At 70.1% G+C, this 25,577-nt stretch carries 22 protein-coding genes and 1 tRNA gene; 7 read left to right on the forward strand and 16 right to left on the reverse strand.

Features of this window, described 5'->3' with window-relative positions; translation table 11 throughout:
- Positions 1 to 6: 6 nt before the first annotated feature.
- The 7 genes from tmk to ACWGQ1_RS02015 form a co-directional block, all read right to left on the reverse strand.
- Positions 7 to 636: a dTMP kinase gene (gene tmk, locus ACWGQ1_RS01985; RefSeq protein ID WP_452312254.1), complete on the reverse strand. Its 630-nt coding sequence runs from the start codon at positions 634 to 636 to the stop codon at positions 7 to 9.
- Positions 633 to 3,503, reverse strand: coding sequence for a type I DNA topoisomerase (gene topA, locus ACWGQ1_RS01990; protein ID WP_247637607.1), 2,871 nt, complete (start codon positions 3,501 to 3,503; stop codon positions 633 to 635). The genes tmk and topA overlap by 4 nt, the downstream gene beginning before the upstream one ends.
- 78 nt (positions 3,504 to 3,581) lie before the next feature.
- A complete protein-coding gene (locus ACWGQ1_RS01995; RefSeq protein ID WP_136032176.1) occupies positions 3,582 to 3,911 on the reverse strand; it encodes an Rv3654c family TadE-like protein in 330 nt (109 codons plus the stop codon).
- Entirely contained in the window at positions 3,911 to 4,252 is a 342-nt protein-coding gene (locus tag ACWGQ1_RS02000; RefSeq protein WP_247982041.1) for a TadE family type IV pilus minor pilin, read from the reverse strand. The genes ACWGQ1_RS01995 and ACWGQ1_RS02000 overlap by 1 nt, the downstream gene beginning before the upstream one ends.
- Positions 4,249 to 4,446: a DUF4244 domain-containing protein gene (locus ACWGQ1_RS02005; protein ID WP_136032173.1), complete on the reverse strand. Its 198-nt coding sequence runs from the start codon at positions 4,444 to 4,446 to the stop codon at positions 4,249 to 4,251. Before ACWGQ1_RS02005 ends, ACWGQ1_RS02000 begins: the two co-directional genes overlap by 4 nt.
- A gap of 39 nt (positions 4,447 to 4,485) precedes the next feature.
- On the reverse strand, positions 4,486 to 5,385 hold the full coding sequence (locus ACWGQ1_RS02010; RefSeq protein WP_136045425.1) for a type II secretion system F family protein: 900 nt from the start codon (positions 5,383 to 5,385) through the stop codon (positions 4,486 to 4,488).
- The gene (locus ACWGQ1_RS02015; RefSeq protein WP_136045426.1) at positions 5,379 to 6,386 is read right to left on the reverse strand and encodes a TadA family conjugal transfer-associated ATPase; all 1,008 of its coding nucleotides are present in this window, start codon (positions 6,384 to 6,386) and stop codon (positions 5,379 to 5,381) included. Before ACWGQ1_RS02015 ends, ACWGQ1_RS02010 begins: the two co-directional genes overlap by 7 nt.
- Positions 6,387 to 6,802: 416 nt before the next feature.
- On the opposite strand from ACWGQ1_RS02015, the gene acs reads away from it, so the two are divergent.
- On the forward strand, positions 6,803 to 8,770 hold the full coding sequence (gene acs / locus ACWGQ1_RS02020; RefSeq protein WP_136032166.1) for an acetate--CoA ligase: 1,968 nt from the start codon (positions 6,803 to 6,805) through the stop codon (positions 8,768 to 8,770).
- A 53-nt stretch (positions 8,771 to 8,823) separates the two neighbouring features.
- On the opposite strand, the gene ACWGQ1_RS02025 is transcribed toward acs, so the two are convergent.
- Positions 8,824 to 9,282, reverse strand: coding sequence for an Atu1372/SO_1960 family protein (locus ACWGQ1_RS02025; protein ID WP_452312255.1), 459 nt, complete (start codon positions 9,280 to 9,282; stop codon positions 8,824 to 8,826).
- Positions 9,279 to 9,503: a hypothetical protein gene (locus ACWGQ1_RS02030; protein WP_136032162.1), complete on the reverse strand. Its 225-nt coding sequence runs from the start codon at positions 9,501 to 9,503 to the stop codon at positions 9,279 to 9,281. Before ACWGQ1_RS02030 ends, ACWGQ1_RS02025 begins: the two co-directional genes overlap by 4 nt.
- 87 nt (positions 9,504 to 9,590) lie before the next feature.
- On the opposite strand from ACWGQ1_RS02030, the gene ACWGQ1_RS02035 reads away from it, so the two are divergent.
- The 6 genes from ACWGQ1_RS02035 (at position 9,591) to ACWGQ1_RS02060 (ending at position 15,431) form a co-directional block, all read left to right on the forward strand.
- Positions 9,591 to 12,164, forward strand: coding sequence for a transglycosylase domain-containing protein (locus ACWGQ1_RS02035; protein ID WP_240753190.1), 2,574 nt, complete (start codon positions 9,591 to 9,593; stop codon positions 12,162 to 12,164).
- Positions 12,155 to 13,096 (forward strand): metallophosphoesterase, encoded by a 942-nt coding sequence (locus tag ACWGQ1_RS02040; RefSeq protein ID WP_452312256.1) that lies wholly within the window; start codon positions 12,155 to 12,157, stop codon positions 13,094 to 13,096. The genes ACWGQ1_RS02035 and ACWGQ1_RS02040 overlap by 10 nt, the downstream gene beginning before the upstream one ends.
- A 56-nt stretch (positions 13,097 to 13,152) precedes the next feature.
- A tRNA-Pro gene (locus ACWGQ1_RS02045) sits at positions 13,153 to 13,229 on the forward strand.
- A gap of 67 nt (positions 13,230 to 13,296) precedes the next feature.
- Complete coding sequence (locus ACWGQ1_RS02050; protein ID WP_136032158.1) at positions 13,297 to 13,773, forward strand: VanZ family protein; 477 nt, start codon at positions 13,297 to 13,299, stop codon at positions 13,771 to 13,773.
- On the forward strand, positions 13,770 to 14,537 hold the full coding sequence (locus tag ACWGQ1_RS02055; protein WP_452312257.1) for an HAD-IIB family hydrolase: 768 nt from the start codon (positions 13,770 to 13,772) through the stop codon (positions 14,535 to 14,537). The genes ACWGQ1_RS02050 and ACWGQ1_RS02055 overlap by 4 nt, the downstream gene beginning before the upstream one ends.
- A gap of 51 nt (positions 14,538 to 14,588) precedes the next feature.
- Positions 14,589 to 15,431, forward strand: a complete 843-nt coding sequence (locus ACWGQ1_RS02060) for a DUF1295 domain-containing protein (protein ID WP_452312258.1) — start codon at positions 14,589 to 14,591, stop codon at positions 15,429 to 15,431.
- 20 nt (positions 15,432 to 15,451) lie between these two features.
- On the opposite strand, the gene ACWGQ1_RS02065 is transcribed toward ACWGQ1_RS02060, so the two are convergent.
- From ACWGQ1_RS02065 to ACWGQ1_RS02095, 7 genes are all read right to left on the reverse strand, one after another.
- Positions 15,452 to 16,711 (reverse strand): alpha-hydroxy acid oxidase, encoded by a 1,260-nt coding sequence (locus ACWGQ1_RS02065; protein WP_136032153.1) that lies wholly within the window; start codon positions 16,709 to 16,711, stop codon positions 15,452 to 15,454.
- Positions 16,712 to 16,721: 10 nt separating this feature from the next.
- Entirely contained in the window at positions 16,722 to 17,444 is a 723-nt protein-coding gene (locus ACWGQ1_RS02070; RefSeq protein WP_136032151.1) for a FadR/GntR family transcriptional regulator, read from the reverse strand.
- 98 nt (positions 17,445 to 17,542) lie between these two features.
- Entirely contained in the window at positions 17,543 to 18,196 is a 654-nt protein-coding gene (locus tag ACWGQ1_RS02075; protein WP_136032149.1) for a thymidine kinase, read from the reverse strand.
- 9 nt (positions 18,197 to 18,205) lie between these two features.
- Positions 18,206 to 19,636 (reverse strand): malate dehydrogenase (quinone), encoded by a 1,431-nt coding sequence (mqo, locus tag ACWGQ1_RS02080; RefSeq protein ID WP_240745413.1) that lies wholly within the window; start codon positions 19,634 to 19,636, stop codon positions 18,206 to 18,208.
- Between the two features lie 153 nt (positions 19,637 to 19,789).
- Positions 19,790 to 22,717, reverse strand: a complete 2,928-nt coding sequence (locus ACWGQ1_RS02085; protein ID WP_452312259.1) for a fibrinogen-like YCDxxxxGGGW domain-containing protein — start codon at positions 22,715 to 22,717, stop codon at positions 19,790 to 19,792.
- Positions 22,718 to 23,036: 319 nt separating this feature from the next.
- On the reverse strand, positions 23,037 to 24,107 hold the full coding sequence (locus ACWGQ1_RS02090) for an aspartate-semialdehyde dehydrogenase (protein WP_136036897.1): 1,071 nt from the start codon (positions 24,105 to 24,107) through the stop codon (positions 23,037 to 23,039).
- Between the two features lie 179 nt (positions 24,108 to 24,286).
- Positions 24,287 to 25,573: an aspartate kinase gene (locus ACWGQ1_RS02095; protein WP_136032141.1), complete on the reverse strand. Its 1,287-nt coding sequence runs from the start codon at positions 25,571 to 25,573 to the stop codon at positions 24,287 to 24,289.
- Between the last annotated feature and the right edge of the window lie 4 nt (positions 25,574 to 25,577).

Below are 25,577 nucleotides of genomic sequence, written 5' to 3' on the forward strand. Positions count from 1 at the left end.
GGAGGATCAGTCCAGGAGCTCAGCGACGCGAGCTCGGATCCCTTCCGCGATCGCCTCGGGCTGCTGTGCGGCATCGAGCACGAGGAAGCGCTCCGGCTCCGCGGCGGCCAGGTCGAGGTAGGCCTCGCGCACGCGCTCGTGGAACTCGGCCTGCTCGGCCTCAAGGCGGTCGAAGGGCTTGTCGGCCGAGTCGAGTCGGGTGCGCGCCGCGGCGGGGTCGAGGTCGAGCAGCACCGTGAGATCGGGAAGTGCGCCCTCGGCCGCCCACAGCGACAGGTCCCGCACCTCGGCCGGGTCGAGCACCCGACCGGCACCCTGGTAGGCGACGGACGAGTCGAGGTAGCGGTCCTGCAGCACGACCTCACCGCGCGCGAGCGCCGGGCGCACGACCGTCGCGACGTGATGCGCCCGATCGGCGGCGTACAGGAGGGCCTCGGCGCGCGGCGCGATGTCCCCGCGGTGGTGCAACACGATCTCGCGGATCAGCGTGCCGACCTCGGATCCCCCCGGCTCCCTGGTGCGCACCACGGTGCGCCCGCTCTGCTCCAGCCAGTCGGCGAGAACGTTCGCCTGAGTGGTCTTGCCCGAGCCGTCCCCGCCTTCGAGAGTGATCCAGGCGCCGCGGCTCGCGGTCACGAGCCGGCCTTCTCCGCTGCCTTCGCCGCCGCGTTCGCCGCGCGCGTCGCCGCCGCCTTCTTCGCCGCGGCCGAGCGCGCCGCCGACGTGGAGCCCGCGGATTTCCCGGTCTTCTTCGCCGCCGTCGCCTTCGCCGTCGTGGCCTTTCCGTCGGCGCTCGCCTTCTTCGCCGGAGCCTTCTTCGCCGGAGCCTTCTTCGCGGCGGTACGCGAGCCGCGCTTGGGCGCAGGGCCCTTCGCGCGCTTGTCGGCCAGCATCTGCACGGCGATCTCGAACGTGATGTCCTCGGGCTTCTGGCCGCGCGGGATCGTGACGTTCGTCTCACCGTCGGTCACGTAGGGACCGAAGCGACCGTCGCGCACGCGGATGGGCTTCCCGCTCACGGGGTCGGCGTCGAACTCGGCCAGCGCGCTCGAGGCGCGACGACCTGCACCGTACTTCGGCTGGGCGTAGATCTCGAGGGCCTGGTCGAGCGTCACGTCGAAGATCTGCGACTCGCTCTCGAGCGACCGCGAATCGGTGCCCTTCTTCAGGTACGGGCCGAATCGGCCATTCTGCGCGGTGATCTCGTCGCCGGACTCCGGGTCGACACCGACCACCCGCGGGAGGCTCAGCAACTGGAGGGCCGTGTCGAGGTCGAGCGTGTCCACCGACATCGAGCGGAACAGCGAGGCGGTCCGCGGTTTGGGCGCCGTCTCCTTCTTCGCACCTCGCTTGGGCTTGGGAGCCTCGACGACCTCACCGGTCGCCTCGTCGACCGCGGCGTCGTCCGAGACCGGGTCGTTCTCCTGCACGTACGGCCCGAACCGGCCGTCCTTGACGACGACGATCTTGCCGTTCTCCGGATTCGTGCCGAGCACGCGGTCCCCCGCCACCGGGGCGTCGATCAGCTCCTGCGCCTTCTCCGCCGTCAGCTCGTCGGGCGCCAGGTCCTCCGGCACGTTCACGATGCGCGGCTTCGCGTCCGGGTTCTCCGGATCCGTGACCTCCAGGTAGGGGCCGTACTTGCCGAAGCGCAACGTCGCGGTGTCGGTGATGCGCGTGGAGTTCAGGGCCCGCGCGTCGATCTCACCAAGGTTGTCGACGACCTGCCGCAGCCCCACGTGCGACTCGGAGCCGAAGTAGAACGACTTGAGCCATTCCACGCGGTTCTGCTCGCCCCGGGCGATCGTGTCGAGGTCGTCCTCCAGCGCCGCGGTGAAGTCGTAGTCGACCAGCTCGGCGAAGTGCTCCTCGAGCAACCGCACCACGCTGAACGCCAGCCACGTGGGCACGAGCGCCTGTCCGCGCTTGACCGCGTAGCCACGGTCGAGGATGGTCTCCGGGATCGTGGCGAAGGTCGACGGACGACCGATGCCCTTCTCCTCCAGCACCTTGACCAGCGACGCCTCGGTGTAGCGCGGCTTCGGGGTCGTGCGGTGGCCCTTGGCCTCGGCGTGGGAGACGGCGAGCTCATCCCCGACGGCGACGGCCGGGAGCGACTGGTTCTCGGCGGCGTCCGCGTCGCCGCGCTTCTCGTCGCGACCCTCCTCGTAGGCCTCCAGGAAGCCCTTGAAGGTGTAGACGGTGCCGGATGCGGTGAACTCGGCCGTCTGGCCATCGGCATCCACGGCGATCGTGACGGTCGTCGTCTCGTACTTGGCGTCCGCCATCTGGCTCGCGACCGTGCGCTTCCAGATCAGGTCGTAGAGACGCTGCTCCTCGCGGTCGAGCTCGGAGGACAGCGACGACGGCGTGCGGAAGTTCTCGCCGGAGGGACGGATGGCCTCGTGGGCCTCCTGGGCGTTCTTGCTCTTCGATTTGTAGACGCGCGGCTTGAGCGGCACCGCGCTGTCACCGTAGAGAGCGACAGCCTGGCTCCGCGCCGCCTGCACCGCCTGGGTGCTCAGCGCCGTGGAGTCGGTACGCATATAGGTGATGTACCCCTTCTCGTACAGGCGCTGGGCGACGCTCATCGCCTGCTTGGCGCTCATCGAGAGCTTGCGACCGGCCTCCTGCTGCATGGTGGACGTCGTGAAGGGGGCGTACGGGCTCCGGGTGCCGGGCTTCGCCTCGACCTTGGTGACCGTTCCGGCTCCGGTGGCGTCGACGGCTCTGGCCAGGGCAGCAGCCCGTGCCTCGTCGAGCACGACGACGGCCTTCTTGAGCTTTCCGGTGTCGTCGAAGTCGGTGCCGCGGGCAAGCTGGCCCCCGTCAACCCGCACGAGGCGGATGCGGAACGAGGTACCGGTCGCGGCCGCGTCGGCGTCGACGTCCCAGTACTCAGCCGACACGAAGGCCATGCGCTCGCGCTCGCGGTCGACGATCAGACGCGTCGCCGCGGACTGCACCCGCCCGGCGGAGATCCCGGTCTTGACCTTGTACCAGAGCACCGGCGAGACGTCCCACCCGTACAGACGATCGAGGATACGGCGGGTCTCCTGCGCATCGACCAGGGCATGATCCAGCTCGCGCGTGTTCCCCACGGCGGCCTGGATCGCATCCTTGGTGATCTCGTGGAACACCATGCGCTTGACGGGCACCTTGGGCTTGAGGGTCTCGAGCAGGTGCCAGGCGATGGCCTCACCCTCGCGGTCCTCATCGGTGGCGAGCAGGAGTTCGTCGGCGCTCTTCAGCGCACGCTTCAGCTCGGCGACCGTCTTGGTCTTGCGGTCGGAGACGACGTAGTACGGGTCGAACCCGTTGTCGATGTCGATCGAGTACTTCCCGTACGCCTTCTTGTCGTCGGCGGGGATGTCCTTCTTGTCGGCGAGGTCGCGGATGTGGCCGACGGAGCTGAGCACCTCGTAGCCGTCGCCGAGGTATCCCTGAATAGACCGCATCTTCGTCGGGGACTCGACGATGACGAGCTTCTTGCCTTCAGCCAAGGGTGCGTCCTTTCTTCGAAGCACACCATACACACCGCTGTGCGGGGTACTTCACAGCGAGCGAGGGTCGCGCCGCCGTCACGGTTCCTCGGGTTGCCCGGCACGGGCGCGGGAGACGGCTGCGAGTCCAGCGTACGCCGCCGACACCGTCACGGTCGCCACGTCCCCGGCCAGCGAACACGCGATCAGGCGTGCCCCTCCGGCCTGGGCGACGTGCGCGGCCAGGTCGCACGGCGTGCGAGCCGTGGGAATCGCACCGCTGCGCGCATCGGCGGCGGCGAGCGCCGCGGCGTCCGCTGCGTCCGCTGCACGCTGTGCGGTCACGGCCGCCCCGCCGACGGCGGCGAGCCCGACGGAGAGCGTCGCGCCGACGACGAGCACGCCGGCGGCCAGCACCGTCCCCGCCATCACCGACCCCCGTCGAGAGCGCAGCTCGCGGCGCGTAGCGGGAGGCGCATCAGCGGTCCCACGGTGAGGTCGAGCGTCGCCGTCGCACAGACGAGATCGTTGACGGCGGCGAACGTCACCCTGGCGTCGGGAAGCGCCCGCCGCACCACAGCCGCGGCCGCGGCGTCGCCCTCGCCCCGCCCCAGCAGACGGGCGGCGTCCGCCGTCGCATCTTGGAGCGCGACCTGTCGTGACGATGCGGCGAGCGCCCCGACGCCGAGAAGAAGCACGAGCACGACGGCCGGCAGGGCGAGCGCCAGTTCCGCCGCCACCGCGCCGCGCTCGCCCAGCGGCCTGCTCATGACACCGTGAGCGCGCGCCGCACGAGATCGGTGAGGATGCCGCGCACCTCGTCCGACCTCATGATGACGACGAGCAATCCTGCGAACGCGACCGCGGCCATGGTGGTGATGGCGTACTCGGCCGTCGCCGCTCCCGTGTCGTCGCCGAACAGGGCGGCTGCACGACGGCGGTCGAGTCGGGGAATGGTGTTCATATTCTTCCTTCTTCCTCTTTATTGGGTGGTTCGAGCGACTCACGCAGGAATGGACGTGGAGGCGAGCACGCTGAGCATCAGCGGAGCCACCCCCAGCAGGAGGAACGCCGGCAGAGTGCAGACGCCGAGCGGCACGAGGAGTCGCGTCGAGAGCACTGCCGCGCGGAGGCGCCCCTGCACGCGCGCTGCATGTCGGTCCTGCGCCGCGGAGGCACGCAGCAGCTCGACGGCGGGAACGCCCGCCGTCCGGGACAGCTCCAGGACCCGGCGCACGCTCTCCTCCCCTCCTCGGTCCACGACCGCCGCATCTGCCACGAGCCGGAGTGCACGGTCGATCGGGGCGCCCCCGCGAAGGGCGACCGCGACGAGCTCGGCGGCGATCCCCGGCGTCCCCGACGCGGGCTGCGCACGGCGGAGCAGCCGTCGCGTCCACATGCGAGCCGCTCCGACCAGCAGCAGCCCGGCGACGGCGCAGGTCGCCCCGGCGGGTGTGCCGAGGAGCACCCCGATCGTGTCGAAGCCGAGGCCGACGCCGAGGAGCAGTCCCGCGAGGGGCATCCACAGCAGCAGTCGCGCCGTTCCGGCGGGCTCAGCCAGCGCGACGCGGACATCGTCGGCGGCGGCGGCCGCGTCGCGCAACGACCCGGCGATCGTGCGGAGGACCTCCGCGAGGGGCGCGCCCACGACGGTGGCGATCTCCCAGGCCGCGGCCAGCTCCCGCCAGCGACCGCCGGCCGCATCGATCGCAGTGACGAGCGGTGTTCCGTCGTCGACGCGCGCGAGGACCGCGATCGCATTCGGGTCGCCCGTCCCGGCGAGATGGCGCCACGCCACGAGCGGCGCTGCACCTGCCTGCAGCAGCACGGCCAGCGTCTGCACGGAGTGCGCCAGGTCGACCTCGGGCGCGGACTGCGTCGCGCGACGCCTCCTGTTCACCATGGTCGGACCTCCTCGATGCCCAGCCGATCGCTCTCCAGCACGAGTCGCCCGACGTGGGCGATGCGCCGCGTTCCGTCGGACCCCCGGTGCAGGTGGAGGACGACGGTGAACGCGCTCACGGCCTGACGAGCGAGCGCCACGGGGTCCATTCCGGCAAGCGCGCCGAGCGCCTCGAGCCGCGCGGGCACGTCCGCGACACCGCTCGCGTGCATCGTGCCGGCGCCACCATCGTGGCCGGTGTTGAGGGCGGTGAGGAGTTCCCGTACCTCCTCGCCGCGGCACTCGCCGACCACCAGCCGATCGGGGCGCATGCGCAACGACTCGCGGACGAGCCGGGCGAGTCCGATGCCGCCCGCGCCCTCGAGGTTCGCCTGGCGCACCTCGAGGGCGACGTGGTGCGGGTGCCGTGGCCGCAGCTCCGCCACGTCTTCGATCGTCACGATGCGCTCACCCGGCGGTACCGACGACAGCAGCGCCGACAGCAGCGTCGTCTTCCCCGTACCCGTCCCGCCCGTGATCAAGAGGTTCGCCCGTTCCGCGACGAGCTTGTCGAGCCAGACGTGCTGCTGCGCATCGATCGTGCCCAGTGTGGCGAGGGCGTCGAGGTCGGCCGCATGGACCCGCGGGATCCGGATGGACAGCGCCGTGCCGGTCGTGGAGACGGGGGCGAGCACGGCGTGCACCCGCACGCCCGAGCCGAGGCGCACGTCCACGCACGGCGCCTGGTCGTCGAGGTGCCGGCCGCCGAGCGCGACGAGCGCGACCGCGAGGTCGCGTACCTCCCGCTCGGTCGCTCGCCACGACGGAACGGGCTGCGCGCCGCTGCCGCGGTCGAGGAAGAGTCCGTCTGCCCCGTTGACGAAGACGTCGGTGACGGTGTCGTCCACATGGGGGGCCAGCGGCGCGAATGCGGGTTCCGCGAGGAGCACGGCATGGGGAGGGGCGGTGACCGCATTCCCCGCTGCCGCGTCTTTCGACCGGATGACGAATCGTTCAGGCATGCGGCGAGAGTAGGCACGGCGGGCGAGGCGTGCCGCCGCAGGGCGACTCCGGCATCGGCGTCTGTGCACAAGGCCTCGGCCCGGCTGCCCGTGGAGAACTCGGGGCCGCGGGTCGACAACGGAGAGGACCCGGGCAGAGGGAGCGCTCCCAAAGAGATGGGCGGCATCTCACGGGGGGAATGAGATGCCGCCCACGGCGCCGCGCGATCGGGGGAATCGGGCGCGCCAAGGCCGGAATGAGATTTCGGCTGTCGTCGAGTGTACGCAAGGCGACCGTCCTGACAAAACCAGCGCCACTACCGACTTTCGGCAGTACTCGAGGGCGTGGCACGCCGATAGATTCGCCCTGACCTGGTCGCGCCTCCCCCGTGCGACCACGCCTGCATGACCCGTATGCCGCAAAGGAGCGCCTGCCGATGAGCAGCCAGATCGACCACCTTCTCGACGAGACCCGGAGATTCCCGCCATCGGAGGAGTTCGCGGCGCAGTCCGTCGCGTCACAGGAACTGTACGAGCGCGCCGCGGCGGATCGCGAAGGCTTCTGGGCCGAGCAGTCGCGCGATCTCATCCACTGGCACACGCCGTTCACCCAGGTCCTCGACTGGAACAACCCGCCCTTCGCCAAGTGGTTCGACGACGGCGAGCTCAACGTCGCCTACAACTGCCTGGACCGTCATGTCGAGGCCGGCAACGGCGACCGCGTCGCCCTGCACTGGGAGGGCGAGCCCGGCGACAGTCGTCGCATCACGTACGCCGAGCTGACCGAGGAGGTCAAGCGCGTCGCGAACGTGCTGGAGGGACTCGGCGTCGGTCATGGCGATCGCGTCGCCATCTACCTGCCGATGATCCCCGAGGCGATCGCCGCGATGCTCGCGGTCGCACGTGTCGGCGCCATCCACTCCGTCGTGTTCGGCGGATTCAGTGCCGACAGCCTCCGCTCCCGCATCGACGACGCCGGAGCCAAGCTCGTCATCACGGCCGACGGCGGCTACCGCAAGGGCCGCGTCTCGGCGCTAAAACCCGCCGTGGACCAGGCTCTGGCCGACCGCGGCGACGGCGAGCAGCAGACGGTCGAGCACGTCCTCGTCGTTCGTCGTGGCGAGAACGAGGTGGACTGGACGGACGGGCGCGACATCTGGTGGCACGACGTCGTCCCGGCGGCCTCCGCCGAGCACACGGCTCAGGCCTTCCCCGCCGAGAACCCGCTCTTCATCCTCTACACCTCCGGCACCACGGGGAAGCCGAAGGGCATCCTGCACACCTCCGGTGGCTACCTCACGCAGGCCGCGTACTCCCACAAGTACGTGTTCGACCTCAAGCCCGAGACCGACGTGTACTGGTGCACCGCCGACATCGGGTGGATCACGGGCCACAGCTATGTGACGTACGGCCCGCTGGCCAACGGTGCCACCCAGGTGCTGTACGAAGGCACGCCCGACACGCCGCACCCCGGACGCTGGTGGGAGATCATCGAGAAGTACAAGGTCTCCATCTTCTACACGGCCCCGACGGCGATCCGGTCGTTCATGAAGGTCGGCCGCAGCGTCCCGCAGAAGTTCGACCTGTCGTCGCTGCGAGTGCTCGGATCGGTCGGCGAACCCATCAACCCCGAGGCGTGGATGTGGTACCGCGAGGTCATCGGCGCGGGCAAGACCCCGATCGTCGACACGTGGTGGCAGACCGAGACGGGCGCCATCATGGTGTCGGCGCTCCCCGGCGTCACCGCCACGAAGCCCGGCTCGGCGCAGGTCCCCCTCCCCGGGATCACCCTCGACGTGGTGGACGAGCAGGGCGTCGAGGTCGGCAACGGCAACGGCGGACTGCTCGTGATCACCGAGCCGTGGCCGAGCATGCTGCGCGGCATCTGGGGCGACCCGGAACGCTTCCGCGAGACGTACTGGGAGAAGTTCGAGAAGCAGGGCTACTACTTCGCGGGTGACGGTGCACGGCTCGACGAGGACGGCGACCTCTGGCTGCTCGGCCGTGTCGACGACGTCATGAACGTGTCGGGCCACCGGCTGTCGACGGCGGAGATCGAGTCCTCGCTCGTGGCGCACGAGGCCACCGCGGAGGCCGCGGTGGTCGGGGCGTCCGACGAGACCACGGGCCAGGCGGTGGTGGCGTTCGTCATCATCAAGGAGAGCTATCTCGCCGCCCACGACCCGGCGGGGCTCGCGCAGCAGCTCCGGCTCTGGGTCGGCGAACAGATCGGTGCCATCGCGCGCCCTCGAGACGTGTACATCGTCGGGGAGCTGCCCAAGACCCGCTCGGGCAAGATCATGCGGCGTCTGTTGCGCGATGTGGCCGAGGGCCGCGAGGTCGGCGACACGACGACCCTGGCCGACACCGCGGTCATGAGCATCATCTCCGCGCAGGTGAAGTAGCCCGCAGACGACGAACGCCCCCTCCCGTCGGAGGGGGCGTTCGCGTGTCGGGGTCAGGCGAGGCGGAACGTCACCTCGACCTCGACCGGGCTGCCGAGCGGGAGCTCGGCGACGCCGACGGCCGCGCGCGCGTGACGGCCCTCGTCACCGAAGATCTCACCGAGCACCTCGCTCGCGCCGTTGATGACGCCGGGCTGGCCGGTGAAGCCCTCGGCTGAACCGACGAAGCCGCCCACCCGCACGACACCGGCGATGCGGTCGACCCCGCCCGCGACGTCGGCGGCCGCGGCCAGCGCATTGAGGGCACACGTCCGGGCGAAGGCCTTGGCGTCCTCCGCGGAGACCTCGGCGCCGACCTTGCCCACCGCGGGCAGGGCGCCGTCGACGAACGGGAGCTGGCCGGATGTGTAGACGAGCCCGCCGTGGGCGACCGCCGGGACATAGGCGGCGACGGGAGCGGCGACGGCGGGGAGCTCGATGCCGAGCTCGGCGAGGCGCGTGGAGACGCTCATGCCTGACCCCCCTCGAACTGACGCGCGGCTTCGGCGGCGGCGGCGAGGCCCGCGTTCGCGGAGCCGTCGGTGGTCACCGGGCGCTTGAAGTACGCCACGAGGCCGCCTTCCGGTCCCTGCACCACCTGGACGAGCTCCCAGCCCTGCTTGCCCCAGTTGTTGAGGATCGCGGCGGTGTTGTGGATCAGCAGCGGCGTGGTCAGGTACTCCCACGTGGTCATGGCTCTCCTGTCGATCGGGACGCGAACAGGCCGAGCGGGCGTGTTCGTCAGAGGGTGTATTCAGGGAACTCCCCTACGATCAAGCGTATGCCCCACAAGAATCGCACGGTGAAGGGCGTGCTCGGCGGTCTCGTCGGGCTCGTCGGACTGAGCGCCGTCGCCGGTCTGCTCGTCACCGCCAGCGTCACCCCCGTCCTCGCGATGACGGGAGTCGCCGGCACCACGGCACTGACGCTCTTCGACAAGCTCCCCGAGAACCTCAGCCCCGGCACGCCGATGGAGCAGTCGACGATCTACGCCACCCAGCCCGACGGCACGCCGGTCGCCCTCGCGTCGTTCTATGAGCAGAACCGCGTCCCCGTCACGTACGAGCAGATCAGCCCGGTGCTTTACGACGCGATCCTCTCCAGTGAGGACAAGAGCTTCTACAGCCACGGCGGAGTGAATCTGGGCGCCACCATGAAGGCGCTGATCGACAACGTCCGCGGCACATCCAGCCGCGGCGCCTCGACCATCAGCCAGCAGTTCGTGAAGAACGTGCTGATCCAGCAGTGCGAGCAGGACGTGGACACCACGTCGGACACGTACTCCGAGGAGCTCCAGCAGTGCTGGCTGGACGCGACGAACGCGGTCGGCAGCAAGGGCATCGAGCGCAAGCTGCAGGAGATGCGCTACGCGATCCAGATCGAGAAGGACTTCTCGAAGAACGACATCCTGCTGGGCTACCTGAACATCGCGAACTTCGGTGGCACGGTCTACGGCATCGAGGCCGCCGCCCGGTACTACTTCTCCACGACGGCGATGAACCTGACGGTCGCGCAGGCCGCGACGCTCGCCGGCATCGTGCAGAACCCCAACACGTACCGGATCGACAAGCCGGTGGAGGGCACGTACACCGACGATGCGCAGGTCGGACACAACAACGCCGCCGACGGCTACGCGGACACCCTCAAGCGCCGCGACTACGTGCTCTACCGCATGCTCGACGACGGCAAGATCACCCAGGCCCAGTACGACGAGGCGAAGGCCTCCCCGATCGTTCCTGCGATCAACCCGCCGACGCAGGGCTGTGCGGCTGCCGGCACGAACGCCTACTTCTGCCAGTACGTGCGCTCGATCGTCCTGAACGACGAGGCATTCGGCGCCACGCCGCAGGAGCGGCGCGACCTGCTGCGCCGCGGCGGTCTGAAGATCTTCACGTCGCTGGACTACCGCATCCAGAACCCGGCGGCGCAGGAGATGGCCGACATCGTCCCGGCCAACTACGACGGCATGCACTTCGGTGCCGCGGGTGTGTCCATCGAGGTGGGCACCGGCCGGATCCTCTCGATGACCCAGAACACGATGTTCACCGAGACCCCGACCACCGATCCCGCCTACACCTCTCTCGTGTTCGCGGGCGACCGCAAGCACGGAGACTCCAACGGCTTCCAGGTGGGCTCGACCTACAAGCTGTTCACGCTGATCGACTGGCTCGAGAAGGGTCATTCGGTGCGCGAGACCCTGAACGGCCGCGTGCAGACCAACATGAAGTTCACCGCGGCCTCGTGCGGTGGGGGCACCATGACCGCGAACACCAAGGAGATCGGCAACTTCGGCGGCGGCGGCGGCTCGACCGACACCGTGCTGAACTTCACGAAGAACTCGCTCAACAGCGGGTACTTCGCGATGGCCTCCAAGCTCGACCTCTGCGACATCAACAAGGTGGCCGACCGCCTGGGCGTCACGCTGGCCAACGGCGGCAAGACCACCGATGAGAACGTGCCGTACGACGTGCTCGGCGCGAAGAACATCTCGCCCATCGCGATGGCCAACGCCTATGCCACGGTCGCGAGCGGCGGCACCTACTGCACGCCGCGGGCGATCGACCGCGTGATCGGTCCGGACGGCAAGGACCGTGAGCTGCCCGCGTCGTCGTGCACTCCCGGCGTGATCTCTCCCGAGGTCGCAGCCACGGCCGCCTACGCGCTGCAGACCGTCATGGGCGGCGGCGGCACCGGCTCGCGGGCGAACCCGGGCGACGGCACCCCGCTGATCGGCAAGACCGGAACGCACAACACGTGGTCGACCATGATGATCGAGTCGAGCACGAAGGTCGCGACGGCCGTGTGGGCGGGACGCTGGCAGGGCCAGGAGAACATCTACCGGAAGAGCTACGGTCGATGGAACCTCAACGACATGCGCTACCCGCTGGCCCGCGCCGCGCAAGCGGCCGCGAACGAGGCCTACGGCGGCGACCGCTTCCCCCAGCCGGACAACAACCTGATCCGTCAGGAGCTCAAGGCCGTTCCGAGCGTGGTCGGCATGTCGCAGGATCAGGCGCGCTCGACCCTCGAGAACGCGGGCTTCCAGGTGGCGATCGGCGGAGAGGTGGACAGCGACCTCGCGGCCGGCCTCGTCGCGGCACAGGACCCGACGGGCGAGGCTGCGACGGCTGCCACCGTGACCCTCTCGATCAGCAACGGCCGTGGTGCCGTGGTGCCGTCGAATATCGTCGGGATGTCGCGAGACCAGGCGGACGCCGCGCTCAAGGCGGCTCGAGTCGCGTCCTACGAGTTCGACAATTCGTGCAATCCGCCGGGGTCTGCGGTCGCGGTGACCAATCCGGCACCGGGCACTCCTGTCAACAGCAGCACCACCGTGGTCGTGACGTGCCAGTAGGTTCGTCGCGCTCGGCTCATCCGGCCCTCATCGCGCTCGGCGCGGTGGGGGCCGTGGGCGCCGCCGCCGCGGTGTGGGGCGTGGGCATCGAACGCTACCTCTTCACCGTGCGCGAGGTGTCCGCCTCGGCGTTCGCCCCCGGCACCCCTCCCCTGCGCATCCTGCACGTGTCCGATGCGCACATGGCACCGTGGCAGCACCGCAAGCAGGACTGGCTCGCGTCGCTCGCACAGCTGCGGCCCGACCTGATCGTCAATACCGGCGACAACCTGGGGCATGAGCGCGGGCTCGAGGGGATCCGCCGCGCGTTCGCCCCGTTCGCGGGCATCCCCGGGGTCTTCGTGCACGGCTCGAACGACGTGAACGGCCCCGCGCCGCGCAATCCGCTGCGCTACTTCTCCGGCCCCTCGCGGCGCCACCGCGAGCCGACCGTGCTCGACACGGAGTCGATGGACCGCTTCTTCACGGACGAGCTCGGCTGGACCGACCTCAACAATCGCGCGGCGCGATTGACCCTGCGCGGCACCGCCGTCGACCTGTTCGGCGTGGACGACGCACACCGCGACTGGGACCGCCTCGACGCGCTCCCCTCGGCCATCGAGGGCCTGGGCCCGCGCGAGCCCGGAACAGCGGTGCTGGGCGTCACGCACGCGCCGTATCAGCGCGTGCTCAACGGTTTCGTCGACCTCGGCGCCGACGCCATCCTCGGCGGTCACACGCACGGTGGGCAGGTCTGCCTCCCCGGCTACGGCGCGCTCGTGGCGAACTGCGACATCCCGCTGAAGCAGGCCAAGGGACTCAGCACCTGGACGCACGACGGCCGCAGCGTCCCACTGAACGTGAGCGCCGGCTGCGGGCACTCGATCTACGCGCCCGTGCGTTTCGCGTGCCGCCCGGAGGCGACGCTGCTCACGCTGATCCCCCACGCGTGATCACCGCTCCGATTGGGCGCTCAGGGGATTTCCCTGTAGACTCGGAGGGTTGCAAACGGGGTGTGGCGCAGCTTGGTAGCGCGCTTCGTTCGGGACGAAGAGGTCGCAGGTTCAAATCCTGTCACCCCGACCAGTGACACCGGAAGGCCGCCCCTACGGGCGGCCTTCTCTGTATCGGAGAGCGTGCGAAAGGGGACCGCATGGGAACGCTCCTGCCTCCGCCGCGTCGCGCCACCCGCATCTGGGCGCTCGCCCTCGGCGTCCCGTTCCTCGCGGGGCTCGCCCTGCTCACGCTCACGCCGTCCCGGGTCGAGCATGCGGTCCCGAATCTGCTCGACGTGATCGTGTCGCTCACCCACCGGCTCGGCTGGACCGCACTGACGTTCACGCGGCTGGAAGTCCTGTCGAACATCGCGGTCTTCGTGCCCCTCGGCGTCCTCGCGTTCCTGCTCCTCCCCCGCCGTGTGTGGCCGCTGTCGCTGCTGGTCGGACCGGCACTTTCTCTCGCGATCGAGACCGCGCAGCACCTCGCCCTGCCCCACCGCGATGCGACGATGAACGACGTGCTGGCCAACTCCACCGGGGCCACCCTGGGCGTGGCCCTCGCCCTCCTGTGCACGCTGCTCGCAGCTCCACGCTCTTCACGGCTGCGACCTCCTAGGCTGGAGGCATCATGACCTCGCCCGCACTCGTCGCCTTCGACCTCGATGACACCCTCGCCCCCTCCAAGGGCCCGATCGACCCGCGGATCTCCGGCCTCCTGCGCGAACTTCTCCGCAGCGTCGACGTCGCCATCATCTCCGGGGGCAACGAGCCGCAGTTCCGCACGCAGGTGATCGCCCAGCTCGCCGATGCCGACGCCGCAGCTCTCGCCCGGCTGCACCTGCTGCCGACCTGCGGCACCCGCTACCTGCGCCACGACGGCGCCGACTTCGCGCCGGTGTACGCGCACGACCTGAGCGACGACGAGAAGGCGTCTGCTCTCACGGCGCTCCGCGAGGAGGCGGAGCGGCTCGGCCTGTGGGAGACCGACCCCTGGGGCGACATCCTGGAGGACCGCGGCTCGCAGATCACGTTCTCCGCGCTCGGGCAGCGGGCTCCGCGGGAGGCCAAGCACGCGTGGGATCCGTCCGGCAGCAAGCGCGCGGCCCTGCGCGACGCGGTCGCCGCCCGACTCCCCGGGCTCGAGGTGCGCTCGGGGGGCTCCACCTCGATCGACATCACCCGCGCCGGGATCGACAAGGCGTTCGGCATGAGGCAGCTCTCCGCGCACACGGGCATCCCGTTGGACGCGATGCTGTTCTACGGCGACCGGCTCGACGAGGGCGGCAACGACTACCCGGTCCTCGCGATCGGGGTCCCGTCGATCGCCGTCGAGGGCTGGGAGGACACCGCCACCCGCCTCGAAGCCCTGCTGACCACCCTCACGTCGCGCGTCTGAGGCGGCGGCCGGTGCCGGACGCCCGGCCTGGCTTGGCTCTAGCATGGCGTCATGGATGCCCTGCAGATCGTCGTCCTCGTCGCAGCGCTGGCTAGCCTCGTGTGCTGGATCCTGTCGCTGATCACCCGTGACACGTCGTGGGTCGACCGCGCGTGGTCGATCGTCCCCGTTGTCTACGTCTGGATCTTCGTGGCCGGTGCCTTCACCGCCGACGCCGGATCAGCGCGCATCGTGCTGATGGGGATCCTGGCGACGGCCTGGGGCGCGCGGCTCACGTTCAACTTCGCCCGCAAGGGCGGCTACACCGGCATGGAGGACTACCGCTGGGCGATCCTGCGGAAGCGGATGCGCCCGTGGCAGTTCCAGGTGTTCAATCTGCTGTTCATCATCGGGTACCAGATGACCCTGCTCGTGTTGATCACCCTTCCGGCATGGCTGGCCGCCCAGCACCCCACCGCGTTGACCGGGTGGGACGCGTTGTTCACGATCGCGTTCCTCGGGTTCCTGGTCGGCGAGACGGTCGCCGACCAGCAGCAGTGGAACTTCCACCAGCGCAAGAAGCAGGCTGGCGGTGACCTCGCGCCCGGCTTCGCGACGACCGGGCTGTTCCGCTACAGCCGACACCCCAACTTCTTCTTCGAACAGGCGCAGTGGTGGGCGTTCTACGCGCTGGGCGCGACCGCGGCCGCCACCGCGGGGGCCGGGGTGCTCGGGGGCGTGCTGAACCCCACGATCGTCGGCGCCGCGCTCCTGACGGTGCTGTTCCTCGGCTCGACGATTTTCACGGAGTCGATCACCGCGTCGAAGTACCCCGCATACGCCGACTACCGGCAGACCACGTCGATGCTCGTGCCGTGGCCACCGCGGCGCCGCGCCGTGGCCCCGCAGCCGTAGCGGAACCCGGCACGGCGACGTCAGCGGACGACGGCCCCCGCGGCGTCGCGCGCGACAGGCACCAGACGCGTCAGCTGCGTGACGTGGGCCGGCTCGAGCTCCGCCAGCGACGCGACGCCGAGGAGACGCATGGTCCGCTCGATCTCACTGCGCAGGATCGCGATCGTCCGGTCGACGCCCTGGCGGCCTCCCGCCATCAGGCCGTAGAGGTACGCGCGGCCGATCAGCGTGAAGTCCGCCCCGAGCGCGACCGAGGCCACGATGTCGGCGCCGTTCATGATGCCGGTGTCGATCATGACGGTGAAGTCGTCGCCCACGGCCCGGCGCACCTGGGGCAGCAGGTGGAACGGGATCGGCGCGCGGTCGAGCTGACGACCGCCGTGGTTCGACAGCACGATGCCGTCGACACCGGCGTCGCGCAGTCGCACGGAGTCCTCGACGTTCTGCACGCCCTTGATCACGATGCGACCGGGCCAGATGTCACGGATCACCGCGAGATCGTCATAGCTGATCGTGGGGTCCATCGCGGCGTCGAGCAGCTCGCCGACCGTGCCGCCGGTGGAGCTCAGCGACGCGAACTCCAGCTTGGGCGTGGTCAGGAAGTCGAACCACCACCAGGGCCGCGGGATCGCGTTGACGATCGTGCCGAGCGTGAGCTGCGGCGGGATGCTGAAGCCGTTGCGCTTGTCGCGCAGCCGGGCACCGGCGACCGGGGTGTCCACCGTGAACTGCAGCGTGTCGAAGCCCGCGGCGGCGGCACGGCGTGCCAGCTCGTACGAGATCTCGCGGTCGCGCATGACGTAGAGCTGGAACCAGTTGCGCCCGTGCGGGTTCGCGGCCTTGACCCCCTCGATCGAGGTCGTGCCGAGCGTGGACAGCGTGAACGGGATGCCCGCCGCGGCCGCAGCGCCGGCACCGGCGACCTCCCCCTCGGTCTGCATGAGCCGCGTGAACCCGGTCGGAGCGATGCCGAACGGCAGCGCGGACGGCCCGCCGAGGATCTCGACCGTCGTGTCGACATCCGGCGCGGGCTTGAGGATGCCGGGGTGGAACTCCACGTCCTGGAACGCCTGGCGGGCGCGGCTCAGCGACAGCTCGCCCTCCGCCGCGCCATCGGTGTAGTCGAACGCCGCCTTGGGCGTGCGGCGCTTCGCGATCGTACGGAGGTCGTCGATCGTGAGAGCCGCGTCGAGCCGGCGCTTGCGGCCGTCGAGCTCGGGCTTCTTGAACTTCATGAGCTCCAACAGCTCGGCGGGGTTGGGGAGCTGGCGCTGGACCATGGCGTGCCTCTCAGTCGTGGGGGTGGATGTCGCGGGTGAGCCCCGCGGACGTGTAGTAGCCGGTGATGTGGGCGCGGACCAGCGCGCGGGCGGCCTCCGCATCGCCCGCGTCGATCGCGGCGACGAGGGCGTGGTGTTCGGCGCGCAGCCGTGTCGCCATCGTGTCCCAGTCGGGGATCGCGGCGGCTCCGGCGCGCACATACGACTCGATCGACGACCGCAGCCCCGCCATCATCGCGGCGATGACCGTGTTGCCACTGCCCTCGGCGAGCGACAGGTGCAGCTGGGCGTCCAGGGCGAGGAACTCGGACGGGGTCAAGCCCGCGGCGTCCATCGCGTGCAGCAGCTCGTGGGCCTTCGCGGTGTCGCCGCCGCCTCCGGACGCCAGGGCCGCGACGACCGCGTCCTCCAGCACCAGGCGGGTGCGCACCACATCGTCGAGCGGGAAGCCCTGCGCCGCGACCTGCAGCCGCAGCAGCGCGGACATGCCCCCGGTCGGCGTCGCGATCACGATCGCTCCCGCCTGCGGGCCCGATCCGGTCGCGGTGCGGATGAGGCCGAGCACCTCGAGCACGCGGAAGGCTTCGCGCACGCTGGAGCGTCCGACACCCAGGTCGCTCGCCAGGTCGCGCTCCGACGGCAGCCGGTCGCCGGGGCCGAGGCGTCCGTCGAGGAGGTCGCGCTCGATGTGCTCGAGCACGAGTCGCCATGCTCGCGCCGGCTGCTCCGCCATCCCGCCTCCTGTGGTCTGACCACAGCGTACCCCGTGTGGTCAGACCACGCAAAGCCGCCCGCCTCGCGAGGAGACGGGCGGCAGCGAGAGCGATCAGGTCACCCCAGGCGCCCGCCCGACTCCTCCAGGTAGCAGGTGCCGCACAGCGACTCGTAGGTGGTGAGCTCGGGCGACGCGGAGCCGTCCGCGCCCTCGTCGATCGCGACCTGATCTCCGTCGAACACGAAGCGTCCGCCGACGACGCGGCCGTTGAACACCGCCTTGCGCCCGCAGCGGCAGATGGTCTTGAGCTCCTCCAGCGAGTGCGCGATCGCCAGCAGCCGCGCGGAGCCGGGGAACGCGTGGGTGAGGAAGTCGTTGCGGATGCCGTAGGCCATCACGGGGATGCCGTCTTCCACCGCGACCCGGAACAGGTCGTCGATCTGGGAGGCCGTGAGGAACTGCGCCTCGTCCACCAGCAGGCACGCCACGTCGATCGGGGCCGTCGGCAGCAGCTCCTCCTCGGTCGAGCGCCGCATGCGCGTACGATGCTCCGCGAACAGCGCCCGCGCGTCGTCCTCCGGCCCGATCAGGAAGTCCACCTGCCGCGTGACACCGAGGCGGCTCTCGATCTCCGCCGCGCCCTTGGTGTCGATCGCGGGCTTGGCGAGCAGCACGTGCTGGCCCCGCTCCTCATAGTTGTAGGCAGCCTGCAGCAGGGCGGTCGACTTGCCCGAGTTCATCGCGCCGTAGCGGAAGTAGAGCTTCGCCACGGTCCGGTCTCAGGCGTTGATGCCGAGGGCGGCGGCGGTCGCCGCCGTGGACTCCTCCGCGAGCGCCGGATCGGCGTTGAGCTTCTGGCCGAAGGTCGGGATCAGCTCGCGCAGCCGCGGCTCCCACGCGGGGAACTCGCCCGGGAAGCACTTCTTGAGCAGATCGAGCATGATCGGCACGGCCGTGGAAGCCCCCGGAGAGGCGCCGAGCAGCCCCGCGATCGAGCCGTCGCCGGCGGCGACCACCTCGGTGCCGAACTGCAGCACGCCGCCCTTCTTCGCATCCTTCTTCATGACCTGCGCGCGCTGACCGGCGTTGATGAGCGTCCAGTCCTCGTCCTTCGCGGTGGGCATGAACGTGCGCAGGCTGTCGACCTTCTTGCGGTGGTTCTTCATCAGCTCGCTGATCAGGTAGGTGATCAGATCGGGGTTCGCGAACGCCACCCGCAGCATCGGCCACAGGTTGTGCGCGCGCACCTGCGTCACGATGTCGAGCATGGAGCCGTTCTTGAGGAACTTCGGGCTGAAGGTCGCGAACGGGCCGAACATCAGCGACGCCTCGCCGTCGACCACGCGGGTGTCGAGGTGCGGCACCGACATCGGCGGCGCACCGACGGACGCCTGCGAGTACACCTTCGCCTTGTGCTGAGCGACGATCTTCGGGTTCGTGGTCTTGAGGAACTGCCCACCGATCGGGAAGACACCGTAGCCCTTGATCTCCGGGATGCCCGACCGCTGGAGCAGCTTGAGCGCCCAGCCGCCCGCCCCGACGAACACGAACTTCGCCTTGATCTGGTTGGGCGTGCGCCCCACCGTGGTGCGGTAGTTGAGGAGCCAGGTGCCGTCCTTCTGGCGCTTGAGAGACTTCACCTCGTGGTTCGTGCGCACCGAGACGCCGGACTCGCGGAGGTGATCGAACAGCTGGTGCGTCAGGGCACCGAAGTCGACGTCGGTGCCCGCGGGCACCCGGGTGGCGGCGAAGGGCTCGCCCTTGCGTCGCTTCTGCATCAGCAGCGGCGCCCAGGTGTTGATGACGCGGGAGTCCTCGCTGTACTCGATGCCCGCGAACAGCGGCTGCTCCTTGAGCACCTCGTAGCGGTTCCTGAGGTACGCCACGTCTTTCTCCCCGCGCACGAACGTCATGTGCGGGGTCGCGTTGATGAACGTCGACGGCGCGTCCAGCACACCCTTCTCGACGAGCGACGACCAGAACTGCCGGCTCTGCTGGAACTGCTCGTTGATCGACACGGCCTTCGCGGGGTCGAGCGGAGCATCGCCCTGCTGCGGCATGTAGTTGAGCTCGCAGAGCGCGGCGTGCCCGGTGCCCGCGTTGTTCCAGGGATTGGAGCTCTCCTGCGCCACGTCGGACAGCCGCTCGAAGGCGACGATCTTCCACTCCGGCTGCAGCTCGTGCAGCAGAGTACCCAGGGTGGCGCTCATGATGCCACCACCGATCAGCACGACATCGACGTTTTCAGTCACCCGACCAGTCTAGGGCGTGGCTCGGGGCCGATCGTCCGCCGGGCGACCCCGCTCGGGCACGCCGAAGCCCGCTCCCCCGTGCGGCGGGAGCGGGCTCGGCGTCGTCCGTTCTCAGTTGCGCAGAGCGGTGTACGTCAGGTCGAAGCTCATGGTGGCACTGCCCGGATTGTTCTCGTGCACCTCCGCCGACATGACGTTGACGCCCGGCCGGAGCAGCGACACCGGCACCGTGAAGGACACGCGACTGGCCGCCGCCTTGCCGGGTGCCACCGAGGACGACGCGAACGTCGTCTGGCGGAGGGTCGCATCGGCCGGAAGATTCGACCGCCCGATCTCCACGCCGTTGAGGTAGACGGCCACCCCGTCATCGGCGATCACCGACACGGTTCCGTCGTGCAGACCCGTCAGGTCGTCGACCGTGAAGGCGGTCCGGAAATGCGCGCTCTGCGGTTTGACCGCGAGGCCGTCCGGGTCGATGTCCGTCGCCGCACCGGCGACCCCACGCGCCAGCACCGCGGGGCCCGTGTGCCAGGCGGACGCGTCGAACTCCACCGTGTTCCAGTCCGCGGGGAGCGGATCGGCGGAGTACCGCCACGACCACGTCGCACCGTTGGCGATGAACGTGTCCGTCGACGGCTGCCCGGGCTGCACGGCTGCGTCCGGGGTGACGGCCTCGTCGGGCGCGACCGGAGCGGGAGCGGGGGCCGGAGCAGCGGCGTCGGCGGCCGCGGCGACACCCGCCGTGGTCGCGGAGCGGTTGCCCGCCGCATCCCGCGCCCGGACGTAGTACGTCGCAGCCTCCGACGACGCCGGCGCCGTGTAGCTCGCCGCCGTCGTCGACGCGATCACGCGGTTGCCGCGCAGCACCTCGTAGGTGACCGAGCTCGAATCCGAGATGCGGTTCCACGTCAACGTCGTCGCCCCGCCGGCCGGGGTGACCGTGAGGCCCGTCGGCACGGCGGGGGCGACGGAGTCCCTCGGAGCGAACCGCACGAAACCACCGGACCATTGCCGGGAACCACCCGCACGGACCGAGCGGGTGATGTCGCCACCCGCCCACAGCACACCCGTGCTGTCGAAGAACGAGGCCCAGGCACCGTGCCCCTCGCGCGCCTGAAGATCGGGCGCGAACTCGTACACGTGTCGACCCGTCACCGCGTCCCAGACGCCGATCAACGACATGTCGTCGATCTCCGAGGCAGTCGTCGGCGTCTCCGGGTTCGTGTAGGCGTCTTCATACACCCAATCACCGCAGTGACACCCGGCGGCGATGAGGGTCGAGTCCGCGTTCTGGGCGATCGTCTGGAAGTCGCCACCCTTCAGCGTGACGTTTCCACTGATCAGGCGGAAGTCGGTGCGGTCGTAGGAGAACAGGGAGTGCTGGGATCCGCCGAGCCACAGTCGACCGCCCGTCTCGGTCACCGCGTTCTGATAGACCCACCCCGTGGGGTTCCCCACGGCGTCGTACATCGGTCTGCTGAACGTCGGCGTCCAGTGCGGCGTGACACCGGCGGCACCCGCCGTGGTCTGCAGGGCCGCAGCGCTGGTGGTCGTGATCGCCCCCTGCATGGTGAAGTAGCCGGCGAAGTACGCACGATCGCCGGCCGCCGACGCGTCCACGGACATGCTCGTGCCGTTGAGGTTGGCATTCCAGGCCGTGTCCGGCCGTCCGGTCGTGAGGTCGATCCGGCCCCCGTCCCACGCGCTCGCGCTGACGGTCGACGAGGCCGCCCGAAGGTGGGTGAACGAACCGGCGACATACAGGTAGTCCCCCTGCACGTCGAAGTCCCGCACGTACGGCACCGCCCCCGCCGCCCGATGCTCGGCGACGACCTGCGGACCGGACAGCTGCCCGGTCGCCGGGTCGAGGAAGGCGATCGCGGCCTGCGGAACGCCGTTCACCGTCGAGAACTGGCCGCCGATGGCGACCCGCCCGTCGGGAAGACCGGCGATCGCCTTCACCTGCCCGTTCAGGACGGGCCGGAACGACGAGACCCACGCGCCCGTGCCGAGGGCGAACGCGGCAAGGTAGGGCTGCGCCACCTGACCGGCGCCCGCCTCCGACTGCTGGACCGTGGCGAAGTTCCCGCCGACGAACACGTTGCCGCCCGCCTCGCCGAAGGACGCCACCTCGGTGTTCGCCTCCCCGGACAGCCCGTTGGCGAGCCCGGCGACACCCCACGTCGTGGTCATGGCGTTGCTGTTGGGAATCGCGGACTGCGTGATGGCCGGAGCACCCTGGGACCCGATCGTGCCGTAGTCGAGGTCTATGGTCATGAGCTTCGGCTGAAGGAACACCTGGGCGAAGGGGCGCGCCTTGCCCCTCGTGCCCGCCGGAGCCCACAGGTACGACGAAGGGTCTTCGTTCCCCGACACCTGCGCCCCGAACGACCAGCCGTTGCGGAAGCGGTACGGCAGATCGCCCTCCTCGAAGCGGACGCGCTTGGTGCCGGTGTCGACGCCGAACACGGCCGACGTCCCGCCGCTGCCGGTGGTCTTCGACCGCTCCCCCGGGTTCTTGAAGGAGAACGACGTGAGAACGTGCCCGCCGCCCATCGTCCACACCCAGCGGTCGCGGTTGGCGAAGGAGAAGCGCACCTCCTGCCACGCCGAACCCGCCGTGTCGAGCGCGCGACGGACACGCACGCCCTCCTGCAGCGCGTCGACGCGACCGCCGTCGAGCAACCCGTCGATCGTCTTCGACGACAGCTGCGCGGGCGCGAACGCCGCAGTGCCCGCCGGGGTGTCGCGGATCTGCTCGGGTGTTCCCACACCGTTGTAGCCCTCCTTCCACCCCTCGCGGCCGCGGCCGATGAGCACCCATCCGCCTCCGCCGGTGGTCTGATCGCAATAGAACTGCTGTGGCGCCACGAGCCGCGGAGTCACCAGCCAGTACACGCCGTCCGGCGCGGTCGGATCGTTCTGCTTCACCTCCCAGCACGACGCTGCGGCCGTCTCCTGCGTCAGGCCATCGGGAGCCGCCGCCGCAGACGCCGGCGCACCCCCGACCACCAGCGAGCCCGCGATGGTCGCCGTCACCGCGGCCGCCGTCGCCAGGGCACGACGGAATCGTGCCCCCCGTGATCTCCGATCGAGACCCATTCGTCCTACCCCCAGAATCCACGCCCCTCCGCGCGCAGGCGCCGCGGCGCCTGCGCCCCCGCGGAGGGACGACCAGGAGCCGCCCCGATCGGGACGGCCCGGCTAGGAGGTCTCCGTCGGGACCCGCGGATGCGCGGAGCGGCGACCTCGGCCGGCTAACACGTTACCTGCCGAGCGGTTCGATCCTTGAGCATGCCGATATGCGATGACGTCAGGTCCCGCTGTCCCCGTGGGCGGGACGGTCCCGCGCCCCGGGTCAGCGCACGGGGGCGAGGCGCTCCGCGAGCACCTCGGCGATCTGCACCGCGTTCAGCGCGGCTCCCTTGCGGAGGTTGTCGTTGCTGAGGAACAGCACGAGCCCCTTGCCCTCCGGCGCGGACTGGTCGGCGCGGATACGACCGACGAAACTCGGGTCCTTGCCGGCGGCCTGCAGGGGCGTCGGCACCTCATCGAGCACGACCCCGGGGGCCGCGCTCAGGACCTCGCGCGCGCGCTCGGGCGTGATGTCCCGCGCGAACTCGACGTTGATCGAGAGGGAGTGACCCGTGAACACCGGCACCCGCACGCACGTCCCCGCCACGCGCAGACCCGGGAGCTCGAGGATCTTACGGCTCTCGTTGCGGAGCTTCTTCTCCTCGTCGGTCTCGTTGTCACCGTCGTCGACGAGGTTGCCCGCGAACGGGATGACGTCGAACGCGATCGGTGCCACGTACTTCTCAGGCTCCGGGAAGTCGACGGCAGAACCGTCGTGCACCAGCTCCAGGGTGTTGCCCTGAGCCAGCACGCCCTCGACCTGGCCCAGCAGCTCCTGGGCGCCGGCGAGACCGGAGCCGGAGACCGCCTGATACGTCGAGACGATGAGCCGTTCGAGCCCGGCCTCGGCGTCGAGCGCCTTGAGCACCGGCATGGCCGCCATCGTGGTGCAGTTCGGGTTGGCGATGATGCCCTTCGGACGGGCGTCGATCGCGTGCGGGTTGACCTCGCTCACCACGAGCGGGACCTCGGGGTCCATCCGCCACGCGCTCGAGTTGTCGACCACGACCGCGCCCGCCTCGGCGAACCGCGGCGCGTAGGCACGGCTCGCGGTCGCGCCGGCGGAGAACAGGGCGATGTCGATGCCCGCGGGGTCCGCCGTCTCCACGTCTTCCACGATCACGGTCGCGCCGCCGAACTCGATCGCGGTGCCCGCGGATCGCGACGACGAGAACAGGCGCAGCTCGCGGATCGGGAACGACCGCTCCGCGAGAATCTCGCGCATCACGGTGCCCACCTGGCCGGTGGCGCCGACGATGGCGACGGAGAGTCCTGAATCGGAGATGCGGGTCATGAGGTTCCTTGGCTTCGTGCGGTACGGCGTACGAGGCTTCGGGCGCGGCGACGGGATGCGGAGGCCACGCCTGGCGCCGGTGTCAGGGTTTCGGCGAGTCTACCGTGCCGACAGCGGCCGACCGCCCGCGTGACGGCGCCGTGACGACGTCGGCAGGATCCGGGCGGCCGATGGCAGGATCAGCGACCGGTGCCGGCGTGGACCGTCGCCTCGGCCTCGCCGTCCAGCCCGTAGGCGGTGTGCACGGTGCGGGCCGCCTCGGCCAGGTCGTCGGCGCGCAGGACCACCGAGATGCGGATCTCCGACGTGGAGATCATCTCGATGTTGATGCCGCCCTCCGACAGCGCCTCGAACAGCGTCGCCGACACACCCGAGTGCGTGCGCATGCCCGCACCGACGACCGAGAGCTTGCCGATCTGGTCGTCGTGCACCAGGTTCAGGAAGCCGACCTCGGCCTGCTCCCCCGCGAGGGCCTTCAGGGCTGCGGTGGCATCCGCCTTCGGCACCGTGAACGAGATGTCGGTGCGTCCGGTGGACGCGGCCGACACGTTCTGCACGATCATGTCGACGTTCGCGCCCGACTTCGCGACGATCTTGAAGATGTCGGCGGCCTTGCCAGGAACGTCGGGCACGCCCGCGACCGTGATCTTGGCCTGGCTGAAGTCCGTGGCGACTCCGGCGACGATGGGCTCTTCCATGGCTGCTCCCTCGGCTTCGCGAGGGTTCTTCATGCCCTCGCCCAGAACGTACGTGCCCTCGGCCGACGAGAAGGTCGACCGGGCGTGGATCAGGACGCCGTGACGGCGTGCGTACTCGACCGCGCGGATGTAGAGCACCTTCGCACCGTTCGCCGCGAGCTCGAGCATCTCCTCGCTCGACACGTGGTCGAGCTTCTGCGCCCTCGGGATCACCCGCGGGTCCGCGGTGAAGATGCCGTCGACGTCGCTGTAGATCTCGCAGACGTCGGCGTCGAGCGCTGCCGCCAGGGCCACGGCGGTGGTGTCGGAGCCGCCACGGCCGAGGGTGGTGATGTCGCGGGTGTCGCGGTTGAAGCCCTGGAACCCGGCGACGATCACGATCGCACCCTCGTCGAGCGCCTCACGGAGCCGCACCGGCGTGACGTCGACGATGCGCGCGGCGCCGTGCTGCGAGTCCGTGATCATCCCGGCCTGGCTGCCCGTGAAGGACCGCGCCTCGAAGCCCATCGAGTGGATCGCCATCGCCAGCAGCGCCATCGAGATGCGCTCACCGCTGGACAGCAGCATGTCGAGCTCGCGCGGTGCCGGGATCGGCGCCACCTCGTTGGCGAGGTCGAGCAGCTCGTCGGTCGTGTCGCCCATCGCGCTGACCGCGACCACCACGTCGTGGCCCGCACGACGGGTGTCGACGATGCGCTTGGCGACGCGCTTGATGCTCTCTGCGTTCGCGACGGACGAGCCGCCGTACTTCTGCACGATGAGGGCCACGTTC

It is taken from the genome of Microbacterium sp. NPDC055599, assembly GCF_053618975.1.

Coding starts and splice junctions, on each gene's coding strand:
- ACWGQ1_RS01995 (WP_136032176.1), bottom strand. CDS start 3,911: ATGGCGGGGACGGTGCTGGCCGCCGGCGTGCTCGTCGTCGGCGCGACG.
- ACWGQ1_RS02000 (WP_247982041.1), bottom strand. CDS start 4,252: ATGAGCAGGCCGCTGGGCGAGCGCGGCGCGGTGGCGGCGGAACTGGCG.
- ACWGQ1_RS02005 (WP_136032173.1), bottom strand. CDS start 4,446: ATGAACACCATTCCCCGACTCGACCGCCGTCGTGCAGCCGCCCTGTTC.
- ACWGQ1_RS02010 (WP_136045425.1), bottom strand. CDS start 5,385: ATGGTGAACAGGAGGCGTCGCGCGACGCAGTCCGCGCCCGAGGTCGAC.
- ACWGQ1_RS02015 (WP_136045426.1), bottom strand. CDS start 6,386: ATGCCTGAACGATTCGTCATCCGGTCGAAAGACGCGGCAGCGGGGAAT.
- acs (WP_136032166.1), top strand. CDS start 6,803: ATGAGCAGCCAGATCGACCACCTTCTCGACGAGACCCGGAGATTCCCG.
- ACWGQ1_RS02025 (WP_452312255.1), bottom strand. CDS start 9,282: ATGAGCGTCTCCACGCGCCTCGCCGAGCTCGGCATCGAGCTCCCCGCC.
- ACWGQ1_RS02030 (WP_136032162.1), bottom strand. CDS start 9,503: ATGACCACGTGGGAGTACCTGACCACGCCGCTGCTGATCCACAACACC.
- ACWGQ1_RS02035 (WP_240753190.1), top strand. CDS start 9,591: ATGCCCCACAAGAATCGCACGGTGAAGGGCGTGCTCGGCGGTCTCGTC.
- ACWGQ1_RS02050 (WP_136032158.1), top strand. CDS start 13,297: ATGGGAACGCTCCTGCCTCCGCCGCGTCGCGCCACCCGCATCTGGGCG.
- ACWGQ1_RS02055 (WP_452312257.1), top strand. CDS start 13,770: ATGACCTCGCCCGCACTCGTCGCCTTCGACCTCGATGACACCCTCGCC.
- ACWGQ1_RS02060 (WP_452312258.1), top strand. CDS start 14,589: ATGGATGCCCTGCAGATCGTCGTCCTCGTCGCAGCGCTGGCTAGCCTC.
- ACWGQ1_RS02065 (WP_136032153.1), bottom strand. CDS start 16,711: ATGGTCCAGCGCCAGCTCCCCAACCCCGCCGAGCTGTTGGAGCTCATG.
- ACWGQ1_RS02070 (WP_136032151.1), bottom strand. CDS start 17,444: ATGGCGGAGCAGCCGGCGCGAGCATGGCGACTCGTGCTCGAGCACATC.
- mqo (WP_240745413.1), bottom strand. CDS start 19,636: ATGAGCGCCACCCTGGGTACTCTGCTGCACGAGCTGCAGCCGGAGTGG.
- ACWGQ1_RS02090 (WP_136036897.1), bottom strand. CDS start 24,107: ATGACCCGCATCTCCGATTCAGGACTCTCCGTCGCCATCGTCGGCGCC.